The following is a 20214-nucleotide window of genomic DNA, read 5'->3' as shown; positions in this document are numbered from 1 at the left end:
ACTATAGCCGTACCGTTCGTGCCGTGGCAGTAGCAATTGGCTGAACCTCGCACTGCGCCGCAAACTCGTAAGAGAAATACCTGCCAGGAGCACGAACATGAGCCTGCACCGTGTCGCCCGTTTCGCCGATGTCCCTGAAGACCGTGGCCTGCCGGTGCAGATCGGCGACTGCAAGCTGGTTTTGTTGCGTGTCGCCGGCCAATTACGTGCATTTCAGGGCGAATGCCCACACGCCGGTGCGCCATTGGCTGACGGAGCGCTGTGCCATGGTCGTCTGATCTGCCCGTGGCACAAAGCCGCGTTCCGCGCCGAGGACGGTGCACTGTGCGAACCGCCGGCGCTGGACAGCCTCAAGCGTTATCCGCTGGAAATGCGTGGTGATGAAGTCTGGGTGGATGATCAGCCGATATTCGATCCGCATGTTCCACCGGCCGATGATGCGCGCACCTTTGTGATCGTCGGTGCCGGAGCAGCAGGCACGGCGTGTGCGGCGGCGCTACGGGAAAAGGGCTTTGGTGGCCGCGTCGTGATGATCGACCATGAACCCGATGCCGGCTATGACCGTACGGTGCTGAGCAAATTCGTCCTCGCCGCAGAGATGCAAGTCAGCGAAACCCCGCCGCTGCGTGATGACGATTTTTACCGTGAACAACGCCTCGAACGCCTTCAGGACGAAGTCCGTTCAATCGATGTCGACGGCAAAATCCTGCACCTGCGCGAGGGCCAATCCCTGCGTTACGACGCGGCCGTGCTGGCCACCGGTGCTGTGCCCAATTCACTGGAGCTGCCCGGCGCCGATCTGCCGCAAGTCTTTGTCCTGCGCTCGAAGGCGCAAGCCGGGCAGATCATGAGCGCAGCCAAGGCGGAGCAACGCGCGGTCATCATCGGTGACAGCTTTATCGCCCTCGAATGCGCTTCGGCGTTGCGCCAGCACGGCCTCGAAGTGACCGTGCTGGCGCGGCACCAGGTACCGTTCGCCGCGCAGTTCGGCGAAGCCGTGGGCAAAGCGATCCGTGCACTTCACGAAAAAAACGGGGTGAAGTTCATCGCTGAGCATCAAGCGCGGGAAATCGTTGGTGAAGGCAAGGTGGAGGCAGTGCTGCTGGATAACGGCCTGCGGGTGAAGGCGGATCTGGTGCTGGCAGGGATCGGCGTACGTCCGGCCACCGAGGCCTTCGCCTCGCTGCCCAGGGAAAAGGATCAGTCATTGCGGGTCGATGCCGGCATGCGCGTCGCTGAAGGCCTGTGGGCGATTGGCGACATCGCGACCTTTCCCTTGAACGGCCAGCCACAACGCATCGAACACTGGCGCCTGGCCCAGCAACACGCGCGCATCGCCGCCGCCAACATGCTCGGCGCTGACGAGCATTATCTGGACGTACCGTTTTTCTGGACCTGGCACTTCGGCAAGAACTACGACTACTTGGGCCACGCCGAACATTGGGATGAAGTGGAGTTCATCGGCGAGCCAGAACAGCCACCGTTCCTCGGCCTGTTCGGCAAAAACGGCGTCGTCGTTGCCGCCGTGGCGTGCGAGAAAGAGCGGGAGATGGCCATGCTCGCCGAACGCATGAAGCAACCGCTGGAGATGGAGGAAGCGTGGGAGCTGATTCGCGGGTGAATACAGCTCCTGCCGAGGTTGCGTGAGCCGTTCAGTGAGCCGTCGGCCCGCGATTGTCATCGTCTTCCGAGTGCAGAAAGATTATCCGTGGATGCTCCAGCGGCGCCAGCGGCGGTGGCAGTTCCGTGGCCTCCACTGGCCTGAAGTTCAGCACGACACGGCTGACATCGCCCTCCTGGTCGTTATGAATGGTGATCACCCCGGGGGTGCGCAGCTGCTGCAAGCGGTCATCGCAGATCTTGAAGCTCTTGCTCAGGCCTTCGTCATCGACAACCGGTGCCGGTAATCGACGCTGCGCGAAGCTTCGGCTTTTGCGCTGCTGATAGCGCGCCCAGCCAATCAGAATGACCGCATTGACCAGCGCCACCCACAGGTAAATCTCCAACGTACCCAGGGCCTCGAACGCCGAACTGTCGATCCGCGGTCCGCCGGCGTGCGTCTCGATCAATGGCCACAACCCGCGAATCAGCAGGTACAGCAGGCCAACCCAGGCCAGTACGGTGAGGATCACATCGACCACCACCAGAAATGGCCGCTGGCGGGTCCGGATGATTTTCATTTGATGACCTCCTCTTCGTCGTCTCCGGCCGGTTTGATACCCCGGTCAGGACTGACCCAACGCGCACGCTTCTGATGTTGGCCGAACAGCACTTTGGGAAAACTGACGAGCGTGGTCAGCAGGCTGATGAACCAGAACACCAGCGGATACCACACCACCCAGAACATGGTTCGGCCCAGCCCCGGTTCGTAGCGCCGGTCGATAACGATACTGACCGCGAACTGCACCAGACAGACGAACGCCAGCAACAGTCCGGTGAACGCCGGCGGCATCAGGTGGTGTACGGCGATGGCGTCGGGCATGACCACGAACTTGCCGACGCCCCAGAAGATCACCGACAGCAGGAAGGTGAAGGCCCAACCGGTCGACAGGCAGTATTCAAACAGCAGTGGCCACAGATAACGATGGCGGTACTGCCAGATGCCGCGGATGTTCTTGAACAGCACTTCGGCGCCACCCTGCGCCCAGCGCAGGCGCTGCTTCCACAGGCCGCGCAGGGTCTCCGGCATGAGGATCCAGCACAGCGCACGCGGTTCGTAGAAGATGCTCCAGTGATCGAGTTGCAGCTTCCAGCTGATGTCGATGTCTTCGGTGATCATGTCCGGGCTCCAGTAGCCGACCCGGTTCAGCGCCGTACGGCGGAACGCGACGATCACGCCGGACACGGTGAAGATCCGCCCGAACACCCGTTGCGTGCGCTTGATCAGCCCGATGATCGATGAGAACTCGCCAACCTGCACTCGCCCGACCAGCGTCGAACGCGTGCGAATCCGCGGGTTGCCGGTCACCGCGCCGAGGCGCGCGTTGTCGAGCATCGGCGCTACCAGATAGGCCGCGGTATTCGGCGCAAGCAACGCGTCACCGTCGATGCACACCAGATATTCGCTGCGCGCAGCAATGGCGCCCATGCGCAAGGCCACAGCCTTGCCCTGGTTTTCCGCCAGATGCAGCACCCGCAGGCGTGGGTCTTCCTTGGCCAGCCGGTCGAGCACTTCGGCGGTGTTGTCCTTGGAGCCGTCGTTGATCGCGATGACTTCGATGTTCGGGTAATGCTGGGCCAGCGCCGCGTGAATGGTGTCGGCGGCGTTTTCACCTTCGTTGTAGCAAGGAATCAGGATCGAGATCAGCGGCTCGCCTTCCAGTGGCGGCGGCAGGGTGTCGTCCTTCCATGGCCAATGGCGCTCCCAGTGCAGCCAGAAATACAGGCCGCCGGCAATCCACAGCCCGGACATGAACAACGGGTAGAAGAACACGAAGTCCATCAGGAACTGCCCGGTGACCAGGAAGATCAACCCCAGCGGCACGCCGAGGACGAGCGCCAGAACAAGCAGGGCTAACAGTCTATCCAGCATGTCATGGGTTCCATTTGTTGGAGAGCGCAGGCCTTACGGTTTTCAGGTCCGGCAGGTTGTCGAGGAAGTTGTCCGGGTAGTAACCGAAGCTGGTCGCACCCTGACGCTTGAGCCGGCCCATCCAGTCGGCCAGTTGCGCACCGTCGATGTCGGCCTGATCCTTTTTCGTCCAGTCGCGGGCCTGCAGTTCGAACACCGTGCGGTCCAGGGCGCCGGGGCGCTGTTTGATCTTTGCCACCAGCGCTTCGAGCCACGGGCCGGATTGCGCCTGGGTCTGTTTTTCCATCAGCGGCATGGCCATCGGCGCCGTCCAGTCGTAGGCCACGAGGAAGTCGTCGAGGTTCTGCGCGAACCAGGCTTCGCTGTCGGGATTGAGCACCGGTTCGGCGAAGATATTGCGCGCGGTCAGCACCTGTGGGCCACGGATAGCCCGGACTTTGGCGGTCAGCTCGTTGGTGAAGTCGATCAGGTATTGGCTCTTGAAGCGCGTCCAGCGCTGCATCGCCGCCGGATCGGCGCGCAGCGCGGCAATCGAACCCGGCAAGCCGTGTGCTGCATAAGCTTTCAGCGCTTGCGGGCTGGCATCTTCGAAGTCCGACAGCACCGCGTCGTCGTGGTAAAGGATGCCGTCGACCGAGGTCAGGCGCGCCACGTCTTCGTAGATTTCGCCAATGATCCGCCGCACTTGCGGATCGAACGGCGACAGACGCTGGTACTGGTCCGGATCCACCGCAGTGGTGCCGGTCTTCGGATCCCAGCGAGTTACGCGCGGCAGCTTCGCATCGAGGCCGAAACTCAGCACCGGCATCCACGCGAACACTTTCACGTGGGCCCGTGTCCGCAGTTGCCAGGCTACACGGTCGAAGATATCGGCGCGCACCGGCAAGTGACGGTTGGGGAAATACAGCGAGTGCACCAGACCATCGCCCTTCGGATCGGCGAAGGCCTGCAGGAACACGGTGTTCGCGCCCATGTCGGCCATGCGCTGGATCAGCTTGCCGAGGTTGATTTCCTGCTGCGCCGGATCAGGGTCGTAGACATTGTCCAGATCCACATGCACCACGCGCATGGTGAAATCCGACTGCACCGCGACGATGCTGTTGGCGAAGTGTTCGCCGTCAGGATCGGAGGCAACGAGGAAGCGCGGGCTGCTCATCAGGTTGTCGAGAGCGTCGAGGCCGTCGTCGAGCGTCAGAGCCAATTCATAGCCTTCTTCGCCAATCACCGTCAGCGAAGTGCCATCCGCCGTCCCGTACGGCCAGACCCAGACGCGCGGCTTCTTGCCGGTGACCTTGCGGATTTTTTCCGAAATGGTCACCACGTCGTTGCGAATCCGTGCGCGGAAATCATCTTCCGATTCATAGCGTTTGGTCACCGGATCATAACGCCGGGTCGCGGCCGCTGGCTGCAGGTTGCCCTGCGGATTGGCGAGGATGCCCTTGTGGCTCGCGTCGGTGTGAGCGGCGATTTCCACCAGCCCCGATTGCGAGATTTCCCGCACCTGGTCCCAGGTCAGAAACTCGGAACGCGGGCGCATATCGCCAGCGAAATCCACCCGTTGGTTGGAGGGTGTATCGATCCAGGTGCCGACCGGCGCGAGCAGTGCGTGCCAGTTGTAGGCGCGCAGCACCGGCAGCACGCGGGTATAGAAGCTCGAATAACCATCGTCGAAACTGAGCAGAATCGCCTTCGGCGGCAGCTCCGGCCCACCCTTGCGGGCGGCCATGATCTGGTCGACCGTCACCGGCTTGTAGCCGTTCTCCCGCAGCCAGGCCAACTGTTCGATCATGCGTTCGGTACGTACTGCCACCACCGCCTGATCCGGATCGCGGTCTTCGATGTCGTGATAAGCAATGCCCAGCACGTGATTTTTCGGCCACGGTTTTTCGCTGGCCGCCAGCGGTCGTTCCGACGGCGGCGCGAAGGCCGGGGCTTGCTGGGCACAGGCGCTGACCAGCAGCACTCCCAGCAGAAGGATGAAACGCGAAATCAATGGCATCTTCAAACTCTTCTAGAAGCGGAAAGTGAGGTCGACGAGCAGACGCAGATCGGTTTCCCGATCGCCGTCGTAGGGCCGGTTGATCACACTGAACAAGCCGCCCACCTCGAAAACGTCGTTCCAGGCATAACGTTGGCCATAACCGAGCATCGCCATGCCGCCAGTACCGTAATCACGCTGGCTGTAGGTGCCCGCACCGGCCTGGAACTGCTGGCTCCAGGAGGTTTCGTAGCGGTGGTACAGCACGTGATTGACGTTGACCGTGGGCATCACACTGAAGTCCGCCTTCGGGTTGAAGTACGGCACGTCTTCGGAGTTGGAGTTGTGGCTGGTGCCGACCTCCAGACCGGCGTCGACCTGCACGTGCGGCGTGCTGTAGACGCCCTCGCGCCCGGTGAGCAAGGCTTCGACGCGGTTGTTGCCGTCGCTGAAGTGCGATGGGCTGACGGAGAGTTTCCACTCGCGGCTTTCGTTGGCGCGCCAGCGGATGAACGCGTTGCCGCCGTTGGCCTTGATATCGCTGTTCAACGCACGCAACGGCGTCTCGGCCGACAGATAGGAGAAGCTGCCGCCGTACTGCCAGTTGTCGTTGATGTCGCGGGCAATCGCCACGCGCGCGCCTTGCTTGTCGCCATAGCCGTAGTCGTGGTTGGAAACTTCGGCTTCCAGGGTCATGTCGCGGGTACGCCGCTCCAGACCCACGCGCTGGAAGCGGTCGGTGCCGGTGCCTTCGGCAAAATCACCAGTGGCATAACCGGCGCCGACGAATACCCGCCAGTCTTCATCGATCGGCGGGCTGTACAGCGTGCTCTGGATACCGAAATCACGGCTGCCGCTGACCGCACCGGCACCGCTGTTGCCGCCGCCATTGGCCTTGCCGCCGTAAGCTTCGACGCGCAGTTCGGACATGTCGTGGACTTCGCGCTCACGCTCGGCGCGCTGCACCTGACGGTTGTCCGGGAAACGCTCGACGAGGTCGTCGGTCAGCGCATCCATTTGCCGCCATTCCTGCAGGGTCATGGCGGTGCGCGCCTGAGCGAGTTCCAGGCTCATGTCGCGCGGCACCATGCTCTCGACTTCCTTGAGCTGACTCTCGGCGCGGCGCGGCCAGTCACGGGCCAGATACAGATCCGCCTGGGCCACGCGCAAGCCGACGTTGCCCGGCGCCTGGTCGACGAGGGTCTGCAGGCCTTCCTCGCCGTGAGGCAGGTCGGCGCCGTACGTCCCGGCCTGCGCGGCCAATTGCTGAGCATCCATCCACTCGTCGTTGGGGTTGCCGATCGGCAGACCCTTGAGTTCGACCCGTGGCTTCTCTGACTTGGCCAGGTCATCCGCAACCTTGCGGGCCTCCTCGGGGTGATCACTTTCCAGCAGCGAGTAATACAGGGCGGTGGTGTCTTCCAGACGATCCCCCGGATCGGCGTCAGGTGCCGCCAGCACCTGACGGTACAGATCGGTGGAGATTTCCGGCTGGCGCTGATCCAGATAAGACGCCGCGACCCAACGCAAGGCGTAGGTCGGGACCTTCACGCCTTCGGCTTGCAGCTTCTGGTATTCAGTGATGACTTCAGCGGTTCGCGTCCGCGCCTTGAGGGCGCCCATGCGGTCGATGCGCCAACGAACCACGTCGTCGTGGGCACTGGCGTCGGGGGTCCAGGTGGCGAGCAGCTTGTCGTAGTCGGCCAGCGCGCGGTCGGCGATGACATAGCGCTCTTTTTCGCTGCGGGTGGCGAACTCGGCGAGGCGCACACGCTCGGCGGCCAGGTCGCCTTCGAGGCGGCGCAGGGTTACCGGATCGATCAGCCCCGGACGCTGGTTGGCCAGACGCAGTGCCGGCTCCGGCAGACGCGCCTTTTGCAGCGCCACCACGTACTCACGGGCAACGTCCGGTTTGCTGCCGGCGCGGATGAACGCCTGATCATATTCAAACAGGGCATCGTATTGCTTGCCGGCGCGGGTCAGGGCATAGCCCAGTGCGAGGCGACGAGTCGGATCATCGGGTTTGGCGGCGACCAGCGCTTTGGCGCGGGCGACGGCTTCGTCGGGTTTGCCCGAGTCGGCCTGGGTCAGCGCCAGCCCCAGTTGCAGATCAGCGTTGCTCGGCTCCAGCGCCAGGGCTTTGTTGTAGACCTGGATTGCCTGATCCCAACGCTTGAGGTTGCGATAGGCACGGGCCGTGGCGGTCAGTGCCTGCACCGGCAGCGCACGGTCGCGACCCTGGGTCTCATAGACCTGTACCACTTCGGCATCGAGACCGGCCCAACTGGCGATCTGCAGGTGATCGCTGATCTGGCCGGTGGTCGATTGCCAGGGCGGCACCTGACGCAGCACATTCAGCGCAGGCGTGGTCTGCCCGGCACGGGCATCACGCACCATCTGATCATAGGGCGTATCGGCAAACGCCAGTGCCGGCCAGAGCAACTGGCTGCACAGCGCGACACGAAACAACGGGCGTAAACCACGATGTAGAACAGGCACATCAATACGCGGCATTCGTCAGCATCCTTACATGGCCAGCCGGGTCGCAATGCCCCCCTTGCCCATTAGTAACGGCGGCCAAGTCGAAAGCACTCGGCCAAGCTTAGTCAGGCAGTCTTGCATGCAAGCGTAGACCAATATTCAGAACACAATAATTGTTCAGATTCGTGACGCAGCGTCTGCCCCCAACCTGAGCAAAGCCTGATGCCAGACAGCAAAACGCCCGGCGTCTGCATTGCGCAGAGGCCGGGCGTCGCTTTTGGAACGCGCGGGTGTTACTGGATCTGAACCCCGGCGAATTTGCTCATCAGGAAGCCGACGAACTGCTCGACGGTCATCTTCTGGCCGTTGAATTCCACCTGATTGGCGGCGTAGTGAAGTTTGGTCACCACATTGGTGCCGTCGAGAGTCGCCAACTGCGAACCGACTGCCATGCCGGCAAACATGTCGGCGCCGGCGCTGGCCTGATCGACGATGGCTTTGGCATCGGTCTGGCCATCGACTTGCGCCTGCACGCTGAGCAGATCGACCAGCATCGGCTTGGACACCTGCACATTGAGGTCGAGCAGTGCGATCAACTGTTTGACCAGTTGGTCCGGCGGCATGTCCATCGAGGCCGGTTTGGTCAGGTCGATTACCAGATTGGCGCGGCTTTCACCGTTGGCGGTTTTCAGCGACAGGTTTTCCAGCGCCAGTTGCGGGCCGGCGGCCAGCAGTTTTTGCAGATCGGATTTGACTTGCGCGTTTTCCGCCTCGGTCAGATTCAGCTCCGGAGCTGGCAGGCCAGCGGCAGCGGCTTCAGCGGCAGCCTTCTCGTAAGGCTGCAGTTTGGTCTGATAGATCTGCATCAACGACAGGGTCGACGGGATGTCGAGGTTCTTCAGGCTCATGGCCAGTTGCGCCGAACCGATCTTTTTGTCGTTCAGCGACACTTCACCGATCTGGTAATCCGCACGGCCGGAGGCGTTGCTGCCATTCTCTTCGGTGAGGTTCTTCATTTCGAAGTTCTTCACGCCCAGCACCGACTGTTTGGCACCGAAAGTGGTTTTGCTGCTGGTCAGCTCCAGGGTGTTTTCCCCGGTGTAGTAGCCGTAGCTGCTCTTGGTCAGGTTGCTGGCCAGGGTCAGACCGTTGAGTTCGACCTGCACCGGCGCCTGGTCTTGCGCCACGGTGACCAGTTTCAGGTTGTCCATGTAACCGTCAGCCTTGACCTTCTGCGCCTGGGCACTGGCGGAGATGTTCATGGTCAGGCCGGAGAATTTCAGGCTCGATTGCTCGTCCAGCGCGGTTTCCAGTGGCAGCAACTCAAGGCTACTGGTAGTGGATTCGTCGTAGCCGATGTTGGTCACGCCCTTGAGCGGCGCGGCGCCTTTGGTAGCGGCAAACCATTTTTCGGTGGCCGGGCTCTTTTCCAGCTCGTAATTGCTGGTGGCCATGACCGGCAGCCACTTCAGCGATACCAGACGCGAGAACGGCAGCGGGCCGTGTTCGATATGGTCGACGAACAGCAGCTCGACCGGCTTGTCACCGAACATCTCGCCCTCGCCCTTGAGGCGGTAGTGCGCGGTGCTGGTGAAGGTGTGACGCTCCAGCGACACCAGCTCCAGCGATGCGGTGCCATTGGAGCCGGCCATCGCGGTCTGCAGCTCTTTGTTGGCGTTGGTGACGGCGTTGTTCAGCACGCCTTCGATCTTGGTTCCGGTGTACCAGGCCCCGCCGGCGCTGATGGCACCGATGGCTACAACAATCCCGAGAAGCACGCCTGCTGATTTATTCATGAATGACCTGATCAATGTCCGTGGCTGAAAATGTGGTCGTCTTCCCTGAACCCGTGACCGGGTCGCGGCTCGACTCCGCTGAAATTAGCGGTGGAGATTAGCACTGGCAGCGCGAGGCGGCCCAATGTTTAAAGGTTAAAGAGTGTCTATGGGGAGTGTGGACAGCTGACAGGCAGGGAGAGTTGCAGTGTTTTTGAGGACGCTATCGCGAGCAGGCTCACTCCTACAATTGAAATGCGTTCCCCTGTAGGAGTGAGCCTGCTCGCGATAGGGCCACCGGATTCGCAAAAAATCAGGAATATTGGACCTCGATCTCATCGAGTTGATGATCAAAGCTCTTCAACCGCGCCGTCCACGTATACACCAGCACTTCGAAATCCCGATCGATCACCGCTGCGCCCGGTCCCTCGGCGCGCGGGTCGCAGAAATCCAGTTGATAACGCTCCCGGGCCATGGCCGTGGCGACATCCGATAATTCGCGGGCATTGTTGAGCCAGTGCCAGCCTTCATCGGCAATCTGCTTGTCGAGTTCCAGACACTGCTTTTTCAGGGCTTCGAGGCTTTTTTCCAGCGGGGTGCCGGTGAGCTCGCCCATGACTTCGGCGAAAGTACGTCCAGGTTGCCAGTAACTGCCCCAGAAGTAGCGATCGAATACGGTTTCGACCCGACGCAGAGCGACTTTGGTGTCCCAGATCAGCACCAGGGTCTTGCCTTGTTCAAGCTGTCTTTTCTTGACCCGCTGCACCTGGACCGAAGCCCACGCCACGACGACGATTGCCATCACCGCGATCAACGCCGTGGCGCTGTCGAGGAAGACCATGGCCTTGTCGATCTGATGGGCCAGCATGATGCCGTAGAAATAGGTGGCCGACAGCAGCACCAGCGCTACCAGGGCGCACCAGAAGCCGAGAGCGTAAGGGTTTTTCATTATTGGTTTCCCCTAGACCAGCGCTAGCAATGTGCGCTGAAAGGGTGCGTTGCACGTGGCACCCCTTCAACACTTCAAAGCATAGCAACGGCTTCAGGGTTTGCTGGTGCTTGAGGCTTGCGTTCGTCCGCTTTCCCAACCGCCGCCCAGCGCGAGGAACAAATCGATCTGGCTCATGGCAACCTGGGTGTTGGCGGCGGCCAGTTGCGCGGTGACGTCGGTGTAGGTGCGGGTCGCCTGCAGGTCGGCGAGGAACGACTCACGCCCGGCCTGGAAGAAGCGGTGCGTCTGATCGGCGGCGAGTTTCGCCGACTGTTCCGCATCGGCCAGCGCATCGCGGCGTTGCAGCAGCGCGGTGTACTGCGCCAGGCCGGTCTGGGTTTCGCGGATGGCGTTGAGCACCACGCCATCGAAGTGCGCCAGCGCACCCTGGGTATTAGCTTCCGCCTCGCGAATACGGGCGCGGGCGCCGTTGGTCGGGACCTTCCAGCTCAACGACGGGCCGAAGCCCCAGCGGTTGGTCGACGGATCGCCAAGATCGGAAATAATACCGACAGTGCCGATGGTCGCGCCGATGCTGATGTCCGGGTACAGCTCGCCAGTGGCGATGCCGATCCCGGCGGTCGCGGCGGCGAGGCGACGTTCGGCCTGACGCACATCAGGCCGACGCTTGAGCAGCGCCGCACCGTCGCCGACCGGCACCAGTTGGGCGATTTTCGGCAGTTCGGCGCAGGTGGCGGTGCCGGCCGGCAACTGATCGACCGGTTTGGCCAGCAACATCGACAGGCGGAACAGCCCGGCCTGACGCGCCGCTTCATAGCGCGGCATGTCGGCGCGCAACGACTTGAATTGGGTTTGCGAACGGGTGACCTGGGTTTCATCGCCACGCCCGGCATCGCGCAGGCGCTGGATCAGGGTCGTGCCTTGCGATTGCAGGTCGAGGGAATGCTGGGCGATTTCCCGCTCTTCATTGGCGGCACACACCTGGGTGTAGGCGCGAACCACGTCCGCTACCAGAGTGATGCGCGCGGTGTCGGCGGCGGCCTGGGTCGCATCGGCGTTGGCCTTGGCGGCTTCGATCCCGCGTTGCAGCGTGCCCCACAGATCGAACTGGTAAGAGGCGCTGATGCCGATATCGCCGACGTTGGCCACCGGCACCTTTTCCGTCAGCAGGTAGGCCTGACCGGACTCCTGCAAGCGCTGCGCGCCCATCTTCACCCCGGCACTCCAGCCGCCCGCCGCTTCAGCCTCATCGACCTGGGCCCGCGCCCGCGACAGGTTCGCCGCCGCCACGCGCAAGTCGGTATTCGACGCCATGGCCTGCTGCACCAGTTGGTCCAGACGCGGATCGCGATACAGCCGCCACCAGTCGGCGGGCACCGGCGCTGACACCACCGGTTTGCCCTCCACCGCCAGTTCGCCCTGAAAATCCTTGCGCTGCACCGCCGCGTCAGCGGGCAGGTGATAGTCCGGCCCGACCATCTGACAGGCCGAGAGCATCACGCCCAACCCGGCGATCATCAGGGCCCTGTTCATTGCGCGGGCTCCTGTTTGTGGTCGTCGCGTGGCTGATCGTCGATGATCGACACGGTAGCGGTCCGCCCGGCGATCATGCGGAAATCTTCCGGCACTTCGTCAAAGGCGATGCGCACCGGAATCCGCTGCGCCAGCCGCACCCAACTGAACGCCGGGTTGACGTTGGGCAGCAGGTTGTTGCCGCTGGTACGGTCGCGGTCTTCGATACCGGCGACGATGCTTTCGACATGCCCGCGCAGCCTGGCCTTGTCACCGATCACACGGATGTCCACCGACTGCCCGACATGAATGCCGTCGAGTTTGGTTTCCTCGAAATAGCCGTCGATATGGAACGAGTTACTGTCGACCACCGACAACACCGGACGCCCGGCGGTGACGAACTCCTGCACACGCGGCGCGCGGTCGTTGACGTAGCCGTCCACCGGACTGCGGATCACCGAACGGTCGAGGTTGAGCTGCGCGCTGTCCACCGTCACTAGCGCTTCGGCCAGCGCCGATTGCGCACGGGCAACTTTCGACAGGCTTTCTTCCAGCTGTTCGGCCGGCACCAGATTACCCAGCCCACGGTTACGCTTGGCTTCACGCTGCGCCTGGGCCAGGGTTTCTTCGCGATCGGCGACCGCCGCCTTGGCCTGACGCAGGGCCAGTTTGAAACGGTCCTGATCGATGCTGAACAGCACCTGGCCGCGTTTGATCAACTGGTTGTCCTTGACCTCGACCTGCTGGATCAGCCCGGATACATCCGGGGCGATCTGGATGATGTCGGCGCGGATGTGGCCGTCGCGGGTCCACGGCGCAAACATGTAATACATCACCATGCGCCAGACGAGGACGACGGCAAAAGTCACGATCAGCAGGGTCAGGACCACGCGACCGATAGTCAGAAACGGTTTTTTCATGTCATCAGGTATCGACTGAGTGAGTCCACGCCGTACAGCATCACGGCGTAGAGGGCCACGTTGAACAATGCCCGGTGCCAGACCAGACGGTAAAAGTGCAGGCGCGTGAGCACGCCATGCACCAGCAGAAACAACACATAGGTGATGCCCATCAACACCAGCAGGGTCGGCAGGAAAATCCCGCTGATATCCAGATCACCGATCATAGGGGCGCTCCATCGGGCAGCGGTTCTTCGGCATCGCTCGTGCTGACGAATTCCACGCCGGGCAGCAGCGCCAGGCGCAAACCGCTCAGGGCATGCAACAGGTTTAGTCGGGTTTCTTCGTCGCCGTGGCCTTTGAGGGCGCGACGCGCACGGTCCATGGTCATCAGTAGCGGGCTCGGTGCCGGCAGGCGTTCGCCGGCCTTCAGACACGCGCGGAAATAATCGCCGACCTCGGCCACCACTTGCCGCAGCAATGCCTGCGGTGCACCTTCCACACGCGGCGTGTAGGCCAGCAGGTCGAGCAGGTTCAGCCCAACGCGCACTTCACGCATGGCGATCCCGGTGTCCTGACCGGTCATGGCCAGACGCGGCAGGTGCTGCATCAAACGGTCGAGCAACTGCACGCCCAGTTGCCGGTGCTCGGCGAGGTTCGCCGGCTCGGTCATGCGCACGATGTCCTTCCAGCTGAAACGGGTCAGACGTTTGGCCGCCAGTTCGACACCGAACGGGCGGGTGACCAACGTCCAGATGAACGCGAACAACAGGCCCATCGGCCCGGCCAGATTGGAATTCACGAAGGCAAAAAAGTCCGCGTCGTACGCGCCCTGAATGCTGATGAAAGAAGAGGTGTTGACCAGTGTCAGGAGCATGCCGAGATAGAACCGTGGCTGCACCGTCAGGGTGCCGACACAGATGAACGGAATCGCAAAGGCCAGCACCAGCATCGGGAAATCGTGCAGGTTCGGCAGAATCAGAAACAGATAGAGACTGGCAAACAGCACCGACATCCCGGTCCAGAAAAAGAACCGGTAGATCTGCGGCGCCGGGTCGTCCATCGAGGCAAAGAAACTGCACGCTACCGCCGCCAGAATCACCGCGCTGCCACCGTCCGGCCAGCCGAGCAGAATCCACAGCACCGAAGCGACGATGATCGCCAGAATGGTCGAGGCCACCGAATACAGCATCATCCCGCGGTCAAGAAACGGCGTCAGCCGCCCGAGGCGCCAGTGCCGGTACACCGCACGCCAGCTGTCCTGGCGCTCGCAGAGAATCGCGTCCTGCAGACTGCGGCAGTCCTGCCACAGATCGATGAATTCGCCGAGGCGATAAATCGCGTTGGAGAACAGCAATTGCTTGCGATCTTCCAGCGCCTCGCAGCTCGGCTGCAGCGCCTGAAGCTGATCCTTGAGCGCCTGCCAGCGGTCCAGATCGGCGTCTTTGTGACCGAGCCACTCCTGGGTCGCGGTCAGCAGCGGGGCAAACTTTTCCACCAGTTCCGGCGTGCGTCGCTCAAGGGCATACAGCGAGTCTTCCAGAGCGTCGATCACCGGCAACAGGTGGATCATCCGCCCGCGCAGTTCCTTGGTGTTGCGCACGGTTTGCGGCCGGGCGCCTTCGTGGGGTAACTGGCCGATCATTAATTCGAGGCTGTTGAAATTGGCGACCATGGCCATGCGCAGCGCGGTGATCTGTTCAGGCTGCACGTCGCGGCTGAGAAACTTCAGGCTGTAGGTGGTGGCGTCGGCGAACCACTTGCCCACCGCGTCGTTGAATACCGGCGCCAGACGGCGCGGCCAGAACATCGCGCCGACCACCGCCGCCACGGCGATGCCGAGAAAAATCTCTTCGGTCCGCGCCTCGGCCACATCCCACACCGCCAACGGGTTATCCACGGTCGGCAAGGCAATCAGCGGCAGGGTGTAACCGGCGAGCATCAATGCGTAGTTATTGGCCGTGCGCAGGTGCAGCGACAGGAACAACAGGATCCCCGTCCACAGCGCGATGACCACCACCAACACGTACGGACTCTGCACGAACATCGGCACGAACAGCACCGCCGCCGCCGCCCCGAGAAAGGTGCCGATGGCGCGGTACAGCGCCTTGGAACTGGTCGGGCCGAGAAACGGGCTGGAGACGATATACACCGTGGCCATCGCCCAATACGGACGCGGCATTTGCATGAGCAAGGCGATGTACAGCGCAATCATCGACGCTGCAAAGGTGCGGACCCCGTAGAACCAGTCCCGGGCCGGAGGAATGCCGGAGAAAAAACCGTTCAAGAATTGATCACCACAGGCGGATGGGCCGCCTCAAAAGCTCGCAGTACCCGAAGCGTAGCCTCCAGATCACTCTGGTCGATGCCTTCGAGCACTTCATGACGCAGACGTACCAGTTCACTTTCCACCGCTTGCACCAGCTCACGGCCGGTGTCGGTCAGGCTCAGGCACTTGGCCCGACGATCCTGTGCATCTTCGGTGCGGCAGACGTAGCCGGCGTGGCACAACTGATCGAGCAGGCGCACCAGCGACGGACTCTCCATCCCGGCCGCCTGCGCCACCTGCACCTGACGCACGCCCTCGCCCAACCGCCCGATCATCAGCAACGGCACGGCGCAGGCTTCGGAGATTCCATAGTTGACCAGCGTGGTCTGGCAGATCTTCCGCCAATGCCTGGCGGCCACCACCATGGCACTGCTGATGTTCATCTGAAGAGCGTCGAGGGAATTCGGCACGGGAAAATGCACACTGTTAGTTTGCTAACTATCAATATCGCATTGGCGGGGAATTTCAGTCAAGTTTTGAAACAAATCTTCTCGGCAGAGAATTTCTATAGTTCATCCAGCTCGATGGCTACCCCTACTTCGTTCCTGCGCGAATGTGTGATTGACACCAAATCGAAATCATCCAGCTTATTCAGGATCGCTTCATAAATTTCTGGCGAAATCAGCACAGCCACTGTTGTGTCGTGCTCCCGAAACTCGACAGGCCCGTTGGAGATGCTTTCGATCACTGCCTCAATACAGTCTCCAAGCGCGTCAACATCAATAGTTCTGACTGGCAAAAATGATTGCATCGACGGCTCCGGGTTGTTGAATTGGCAAGCTACTCCAACATCGATAGGGATCCTGTGGACATTCTGTAATAAGGTTTTACTTCAGTCCTACAAAACCCGCCCCTTGCGCAACAACACATTCAACTGATCCACCACCTCCGCCCAATCCGCATCATCAAGAATCTCATCCCGCAAAAAATCCGCCTGGCTCTTGCTCCAGAAAAACGCGTCTGCGAGGTGCAACTCGGGTTTGAGTGGTGAATGGGTGGCGATGAATTGCTCGATGCTGGTCGGGTCGCTGCTCAGGCCGAGTTGGTCGAACAGGGATGGGAGGCTGTGGGTGGGCTGTTCCATGGAGGACTCCTTCAAGAATGCGGTGGATGGGCGATTACTCGCCAGCAAGCCCGCTCCCACAGGGGATTGCGGTCAACCTGTGGGAGCGGGCTTGCTCGCGAAGGCGTCAGTGGCCGCACCACAAAACCTAATGACTCAACTCCTGCACCTGCGCATGCGGCACCATTTTCAGGAACTCGGGCATGCTCATGTGCAGCAGGTAGTTGTGGTTGCCGGCTTCCAGGTAGATGTCTTTCTGCCGAGTCAGCAGCGGGTCGATGACCATGTCCAGGCCATAGGAATCACCCAGTGGCGGCACCGCGCCGCGTTCACAGTCATCGAAAATATGCGCCAGATTGCTCTCGCGGGTGATCTGCCATTCACCGCTGCTGCGCACTTTGCTCAAATCCAGGTGCCGGCTGGCGGGCAGCACGGCCATCAGGTAATGCCCGTGGTGGTCGTCGAGGATCACCGATTTGGCCACACGTTCGGCGGGCACACCGGAGACCCGCGCGGTTTCCAGGCTGCTGGCCGAGTGTCGGTGGGCCACGACGTCATATTCGCAGTGCGCCCGACTCAGGCTGCTCTGCACTTTTTTTGCCATACGCATGATGCACCTCGGTGTCACGCTGAACGTTGTACCTGTTCTGCTGAGTCTAGTTCGGCAAGCCACTGGCGAAGGGAAATCCGCTCACTGGACACATCTGTTCATTGATCAGAATTCATCCAGCGCCAGGCTCAACTAGACTCAAGGAACCAACCCATGACTCTCCCGGAGGGTCACGTGACCAGTCGATGTTGTACGTTTTTCCTGATGCTGCTGCTCAGCGGCTCGGCCCTCGCGGCTGACGTCCCGCTGACGGCGGTCAATCCGGTCGGCCTGTGGCTGATCACCCTCGGGATTGCCTTTCTGATTGCCGAAGCCGCGCTGCCCAACTACGGGGTGATCGGCCTGGGCGGGATCATCATGTTCGTCATCGGCGCGCTGATTCTGAGCAATGCCGATTTGCCGGTACCCATGATGATCGGGCTGGGCCTGATCAGCGCCCTGCTGTTGATCGCGCTGATCATCCGCGCCTTGAAAACCCGCCCGCGTCACGCCGTCAGCGGCGATGCCGGGCTGGTCGGCAGCGTGACGGCGGTGACCACCGTGCAAGCGGAAAACACGCACAACGGCTGGGTGCAATTGCAGGGTGAGCATTGGCAAGTGCAAAGCACAACACCGCTGCACACCGGGCAATCGGTGCGTGTGGTCGGGCGTAAGGGCTTATTGCTGAAAGTCGCCGCGACTGACGCGGCAGGACACGGAGAGTGATCATGGGTCTGCAAATCGGTTTCGTTGCACTGTTGCTGCTGGTCATTGCCCTCGCCGGGTCGACCTTTCGCATCCTGCGTGAGTACGAGCGCGGCGTGGTGTTCCAGCTCGGGCGCTTCTGGCAGGTCAAGGGTCCGGGGCTGATCCTGCTGATTCCAGTGGTGCAGCAAATGGTCCGGGTCGACCTGCGCACCGTGGTGCTCGACGTGCCACCACAGGATGTGATCACCCGCGACAACGTCTCGGTGAAGGTCAATGCGGTGCTGTACTTCCGCGTGCTCGATCCGCAGAAGGCGATCATTCAGGTCGAAGATTTTCTCTCGGCCACCAGCCAACTGGCGCAGACCACCCTGCGCGCGGTGCTCGGCAAACATGAGCTGGATGAACTGCTGGCCGAACGCGAGCAGTTGAACATCGACATCCAGCAGGTGCTCGACGCCCAGACTGACGCATGGGGCATCAAGGTTGCCAACGTCGAGATCAAACACGTTGATCTGAATGAGTCGATGGTGCGTGCGATTGCCAAACAAGCCGAAGCCGAACGCGAACGCCGGGCCAAGGTGATTCACGCCGAAGGCGAACTGCAAGCCTCGGAAAAACTCATGCAGGCCGCCGAAATGCTTGGTCGTCAGCCCGGCGCCATGCAGCTGCGTTACATGCAGACCTTGAGTTCGATTGCCGGCGACAAGAGTTCGACCATTGTTTTTCCGCTGCCGATCGAGCTGCTCAAAGGGATGGCGGATCTGTCAGGCAAGTCCTGAGCATGCGCACACCAGCGATTATCCCCCCGGTTTATCGGCGCTTGGCGCCATCACGTACAAGCGTGCAAAAGCGCCGCCCGCATGCACATCGCTTTGCCGCTGCCAGCCTTCGGGCAACGCCGCAAAGTCAGTGGGTTCGTCCAGGGTGCCGATCAACCATACCCGAGCGCCAACCTTGGACAAATCGCCGAGTTGGTCGAGATAAACATCCTCGCTGACCAGCGTGCCGAACCCGTAGGCATTGGGCCGCGTGGAGCGTCCGTCCGCCGCCGGTGGCGTGTACAGGCGAACCTGCGCATCGGTGCGGTTGTAATAGATGTAACTGAGGTACCACATCATGTCGCTGGTAACGATCCGGTCACCCTCAACGAAGTGCCGGTTGACGTAGTCGACCACCACGCTGAACTGATCGTTGCTGTCGACCGTGGCGTTGTTCTTCACACCCACCAGTTCGACCCCAACGAACAACACCAGAATCGCCAGCGCCAGCACGCGAGAACCTGTGTACAGCCGATCGACCGCCAGCGCCACCAGCATCGGCAGCCCCAGCGCATAGGCCGTCACATAACGTTCGATGAACACCGGTGAGATGAACGACACGCCAAACACCAGCAGAATCGGCAACACGCTGTAGAACAGCAGCAGCAAGCTGCCGCGAAATACGCTGCGATCACGTAGCAGGGCAACCCCGATCACTGCCACCAGCGCCGATGGCAAGAGCAAAAACAGCCAACCCGGCAGGGTCATGCCATCGTCTTGAATCAGCAGCGACCAGACCATCGACGGCAGTGAGCTGAGGGTGACCGGATCTTCCCAGCCAATGTCATTACTGGCCTTGAGTTCCGGGATGTGTTGCAGCAGATCCAGCAGATTGGGCACCCACGGCAGGTACAGCAACGCAATGACCAGATTCGCCAGCCACCACGCCGGTCGCTGGATATGCCGCAGCCGATACCCCGGCTGCACGCGCACTGCCGCCAGGTACAGCCAGTGGCTGATCACGCAGAGCACGGTGAAGTAATGGGTATAAAACGCCGCCGTCATCAGCAGCGCGTACGCCACCAGGTAGCGATGCCGCCGAGGCTGCCGAACCCAATAGACCAACGCAATGGTCGCCGCGATCAGCCACATGCCCAGCAGCGAATACATGCGCACTTCCTGGCTGTAGCGCACGGCCGTGGGCAACAGCGCCAGCAGCAGTCCGGCCAGCAGCGCGGCGCGGCGGGTGGCGAGCAGATCCACCAGCCACACACCGAGACCGACGGTAATGATCCCCGGCAGCGCACTCATCATGCGAATGGACAGGATGCCGTCGCCGAACAGCCCGATCCAGCCGTGCAGCAACAGGAAATACAACGGCGGGTGCACGTCGTGGGCTGCACGCCCCCAGATTTCAGTCAGCGAAAACTGGCTCAGCAGGACGCTGGAGCCTTCATCGAACCAGATCGCCGCCGCAGTCAGGTCGTAAAAACGCACCACCGCCGCCAGCAGCATGATCGGTAACAGCCAGTGTTCTCTGGCCCAACGAATCAGGCGCAAGGCAACCAGCCATGCACCCGGAACCGCACGCGGATCCTGCGTGTCGCCAACCGGCGTTTCTCTGTGTGCCGCCATTGC

The 20214-nt window shown here is 61.6% G+C and carries 18 protein-coding genes; 3 read left to right on the top strand and 15 right to left on the bottom strand.

Annotation, left to right across the window (positions count from 1 at the left end):
- Window positions 1–97 precede the first annotated feature (97 nt).
- Window positions 98–1621 carry an FAD-dependent oxidoreductase gene (locus tag AC27VU_RS23675; protein WP_488725027.1) on the top strand — a complete coding sequence of 508 codons (1524 nt, stop codon included), beginning with the start codon at window positions 98–100 and terminating at the stop codon, window positions 1619–1621.
- A gap of 31 nt (window positions 1622–1652) precedes the next feature.
- On the opposite strand, the gene pgaD is transcribed toward AC27VU_RS23675, so the two are convergent.
- From pgaD to AC27VU_RS23605, 14 genes are all read right to left on the bottom strand, one after another.
- The gene (gene pgaD / locus AC27VU_RS23670; protein WP_488725026.1) at window positions 1653–2180 is read right to left on the bottom strand and encodes a poly-beta-1,6-N-acetyl-D-glucosamine biosynthesis protein PgaD; all 528 of its coding nucleotides are present in this window, start codon (window positions 2178–2180) and stop codon (window positions 1653–1655) included.
- Window positions 2177–3532, bottom strand: coding sequence for a poly-beta-1,6-N-acetyl-D-glucosamine synthase (pgaC, locus tag AC27VU_RS23665; protein WP_488725025.1), 1356 nt, complete (start codon window positions 3530–3532; stop codon window positions 2177–2179). Before pgaC ends, pgaD begins: the two co-directional genes overlap by 4 nt.
- Window position 3533: 1 nt before the next feature.
- Window positions 3534–5531: a poly-beta-1,6-N-acetyl-D-glucosamine N-deacetylase PgaB gene (gene pgaB, locus AC27VU_RS23660; RefSeq protein ID WP_400506152.1), complete on the bottom strand. Its 1998-nt coding sequence runs from the start codon at window positions 5529–5531 to the stop codon at window positions 3534–3536.
- Window positions 5532–5543: 12 nt separating this feature from the next.
- Window positions 5544–8024 carry a poly-beta-1,6 N-acetyl-D-glucosamine export porin PgaA gene (gene pgaA / locus AC27VU_RS23655; RefSeq protein ID WP_488725024.1) on the bottom strand — a complete coding sequence of 827 codons (2481 nt, stop codon included), beginning with the start codon at window positions 8022–8024 and terminating at the stop codon, window positions 5544–5546.
- 260 nt (window positions 8025–8284) lie between these two features.
- Complete coding sequence (locus AC27VU_RS23650; protein WP_473018557.1) at window positions 8285–9787, bottom strand: YdgA family protein; 1503 nt, start codon at window positions 9785–9787, stop codon at window positions 8285–8287.
- A gap of 292 nt (window positions 9788–10079) precedes the next feature.
- Window positions 10080–10715, bottom strand: a complete 636-nt coding sequence (locus AC27VU_RS23645; protein ID WP_003220482.1) for a hypothetical protein — start codon at window positions 10713–10715, stop codon at window positions 10080–10082.
- 93 nt (window positions 10716–10808) lie between these two features.
- On the bottom strand, window positions 10809–12251 hold the full coding sequence (locus AC27VU_RS23640) for an efflux transporter outer membrane subunit (RefSeq protein WP_262142081.1): 1443 nt from the start codon (window positions 12249–12251) through the stop codon (window positions 10809–10811).
- Entirely contained in the window at window positions 12248–13150 is a 903-nt protein-coding gene (locus AC27VU_RS23635; RefSeq protein WP_262142080.1) for an efflux RND transporter periplasmic adaptor subunit, read from the bottom strand. Before AC27VU_RS23635 ends, AC27VU_RS23640 begins: the two co-directional genes overlap by 4 nt.
- Window positions 13147–13356 (bottom strand): DUF1656 domain-containing protein, encoded by a 210-nt coding sequence (locus AC27VU_RS23630; protein ID WP_098966584.1) that lies wholly within the window; start codon window positions 13354–13356, stop codon window positions 13147–13149. Before AC27VU_RS23630 ends, AC27VU_RS23635 begins: the two co-directional genes overlap by 4 nt.
- Complete coding sequence (locus AC27VU_RS23625) at window positions 13353–15416, bottom strand: FUSC family protein (RefSeq protein WP_262142079.1); 2064 nt, start codon at window positions 15414–15416, stop codon at window positions 13353–13355. The genes AC27VU_RS23630 and AC27VU_RS23625 overlap by 4 nt, the downstream gene beginning before the upstream one ends.
- Window positions 15413–15841: a MarR family winged helix-turn-helix transcriptional regulator gene (locus AC27VU_RS23620; RefSeq protein ID WP_045122246.1), complete on the bottom strand. Its 429-nt coding sequence runs from the start codon at window positions 15839–15841 to the stop codon at window positions 15413–15415. The genes AC27VU_RS23625 and AC27VU_RS23620 overlap by 4 nt, the downstream gene beginning before the upstream one ends.
- A gap of 122 nt (window positions 15842–15963) precedes the next feature.
- On the bottom strand, window positions 15964–16209 hold the full coding sequence (locus tag AC27VU_RS23615) for a hypothetical protein (protein WP_003220471.1): 246 nt from the start codon (window positions 16207–16209) through the stop codon (window positions 15964–15966).
- 87 nt (window positions 16210–16296) lie between these two features.
- A complete protein-coding gene (locus tag AC27VU_RS23610) occupies window positions 16297–16542 on the bottom strand; it encodes a DUF2789 domain-containing protein (protein ID WP_262142078.1) in 246 nt (81 codons plus the stop codon).
- 127 nt (window positions 16543–16669) lie between these two features.
- Complete coding sequence (locus tag AC27VU_RS23605) at window positions 16670–17131, bottom strand: aminoacyl-tRNA deacylase (RefSeq protein ID WP_338800487.1); 462 nt, start codon at window positions 17129–17131, stop codon at window positions 16670–16672.
- A 153-nt stretch (window positions 17132–17284) separates the two neighbouring features.
- On the opposite strand from AC27VU_RS23605, the gene AC27VU_RS23600 reads away from it, so the two are divergent.
- Together AC27VU_RS23600 and AC27VU_RS23595 are read left to right on the top strand one after the other, a co-directional pair.
- Entirely contained in the window at window positions 17285–17836 is a 552-nt protein-coding gene (locus AC27VU_RS23600; RefSeq protein WP_003220465.1) for an NfeD family protein, read from the top strand.
- A gap of 2 nt (window positions 17837–17838) precedes the next feature.
- The gene (locus AC27VU_RS23595; RefSeq protein WP_003220464.1) at window positions 17839–18597 is read left to right on the top strand and encodes a slipin family protein; all 759 of its coding nucleotides are present in this window, start codon (window positions 17839–17841) and stop codon (window positions 18595–18597) included.
- 18 nt (window positions 18598–18615) lie between these two features.
- Here AC27VU_RS23595 and AC27VU_RS23590 read toward each other — a convergent pair whose 3' ends face one another.
- On the bottom strand, window positions 18616–20211 hold the full coding sequence (locus tag AC27VU_RS23590; RefSeq protein WP_400496516.1) for a glycosyltransferase family 39 protein: 1596 nt from the start codon (window positions 20209–20211) through the stop codon (window positions 18616–18618).
- Between the last annotated feature and the right edge of the window lie 3 nt (window positions 20212–20214).

The sequence above is a fragment of the Pseudomonas sp. 14P5.3.2 genome, assembly GCF_057799175.1.
This window is presented reverse-complemented; position numbering and strand designations above follow the sequence as displayed.

Excerpts from the sequence above, each read along its gene's own strand:
- AC27VU_RS23675 (WP_488725027.1), top strand. The coding sequence starts at position 98 with ATGAGCCTGCACCGTGTCGCCCGTTTCGCCGATGTCCCTGAAGACCGT.
- pgaD (WP_488725026.1), bottom strand. The coding sequence starts at position 2,180 with ATGAAAATCATCCGGACCCGCCAGCGGCCATTTCTGGTGGTGGTCGAT.
- pgaC (WP_488725025.1), bottom strand. The coding sequence starts at position 3,532 with ATGCTGGATAGACTGTTAGCCCTGCTTGTTCTGGCGCTCGTCCTCGGC.
- pgaB (WP_400506152.1), bottom strand. The coding sequence starts at position 5,531 with ATGCCATTGATTTCGCGTTTCATCCTTCTGCTGGGAGTGCTGCTGGTC.
- pgaA (WP_488725024.1), bottom strand. The coding sequence starts at position 8,024 with ATGCCGCGTATTGATGTGCCTGTTCTACATCGTGGTTTACGCCCGTTG.
- AC27VU_RS23650 (WP_473018557.1), bottom strand. The coding sequence starts at position 9,787 with ATGAATAAATCAGCAGGCGTGCTTCTCGGGATTGTTGTAGCCATCGGT.
- AC27VU_RS23645 (WP_003220482.1), bottom strand. The coding sequence starts at position 10,715 with ATGAAAAACCCTTACGCTCTCGGCTTCTGGTGCGCCCTGGTAGCGCTG.
- AC27VU_RS23640 (WP_262142081.1), bottom strand. The coding sequence starts at position 12,251 with ATGAACAGGGCCCTGATGATCGCCGGGTTGGGCGTGATGCTCTCGGCC.
- AC27VU_RS23635 (WP_262142080.1), bottom strand. The coding sequence starts at position 13,150 with ATGAAAAAACCGTTTCTGACTATCGGTCGCGTGGTCCTGACCCTGCTG.
- AC27VU_RS23630 (WP_098966584.1), bottom strand. The coding sequence starts at position 13,356 with ATGATCGGTGATCTGGATATCAGCGGGATTTTCCTGCCGACCCTGCTG.
- AC27VU_RS23620 (WP_045122246.1), bottom strand. The coding sequence starts at position 15,841 with ATGAACATCAGCAGTGCCATGGTGGTGGCCGCCAGGCATTGGCGGAAG.
- AC27VU_RS23615 (WP_003220471.1), bottom strand. The coding sequence starts at position 16,209 with ATGCAATCATTTTTGCCAGTCAGAACTATTGATGTTGACGCGCTTGGA.
- AC27VU_RS23610 (WP_262142078.1), bottom strand. The coding sequence starts at position 16,542 with ATGGAACAGCCCACCCACAGCCTCCCATCCCTGTTCGACCAACTCGGC.
- AC27VU_RS23605 (WP_338800487.1), bottom strand. The coding sequence starts at position 17,131 with ATGCGTATGGCAAAAAAAGTGCAGAGCAGCCTGAGTCGGGCGCACTGC.
- AC27VU_RS23600 (WP_003220465.1), top strand. The coding sequence starts at position 17,285 with ATGACTCTCCCGGAGGGTCACGTGACCAGTCGATGTTGTACGTTTTTC.
- AC27VU_RS23595 (WP_003220464.1), top strand. The coding sequence starts at position 17,839 with ATGGGTCTGCAAATCGGTTTCGTTGCACTGTTGCTGCTGGTCATTGCC.
- AC27VU_RS23590 (WP_400496516.1), bottom strand. The coding sequence starts at position 20,211 with ATGGCGGCACACAGAGAAACGCCGGTTGGCGACACGCAGGATCCGCGT.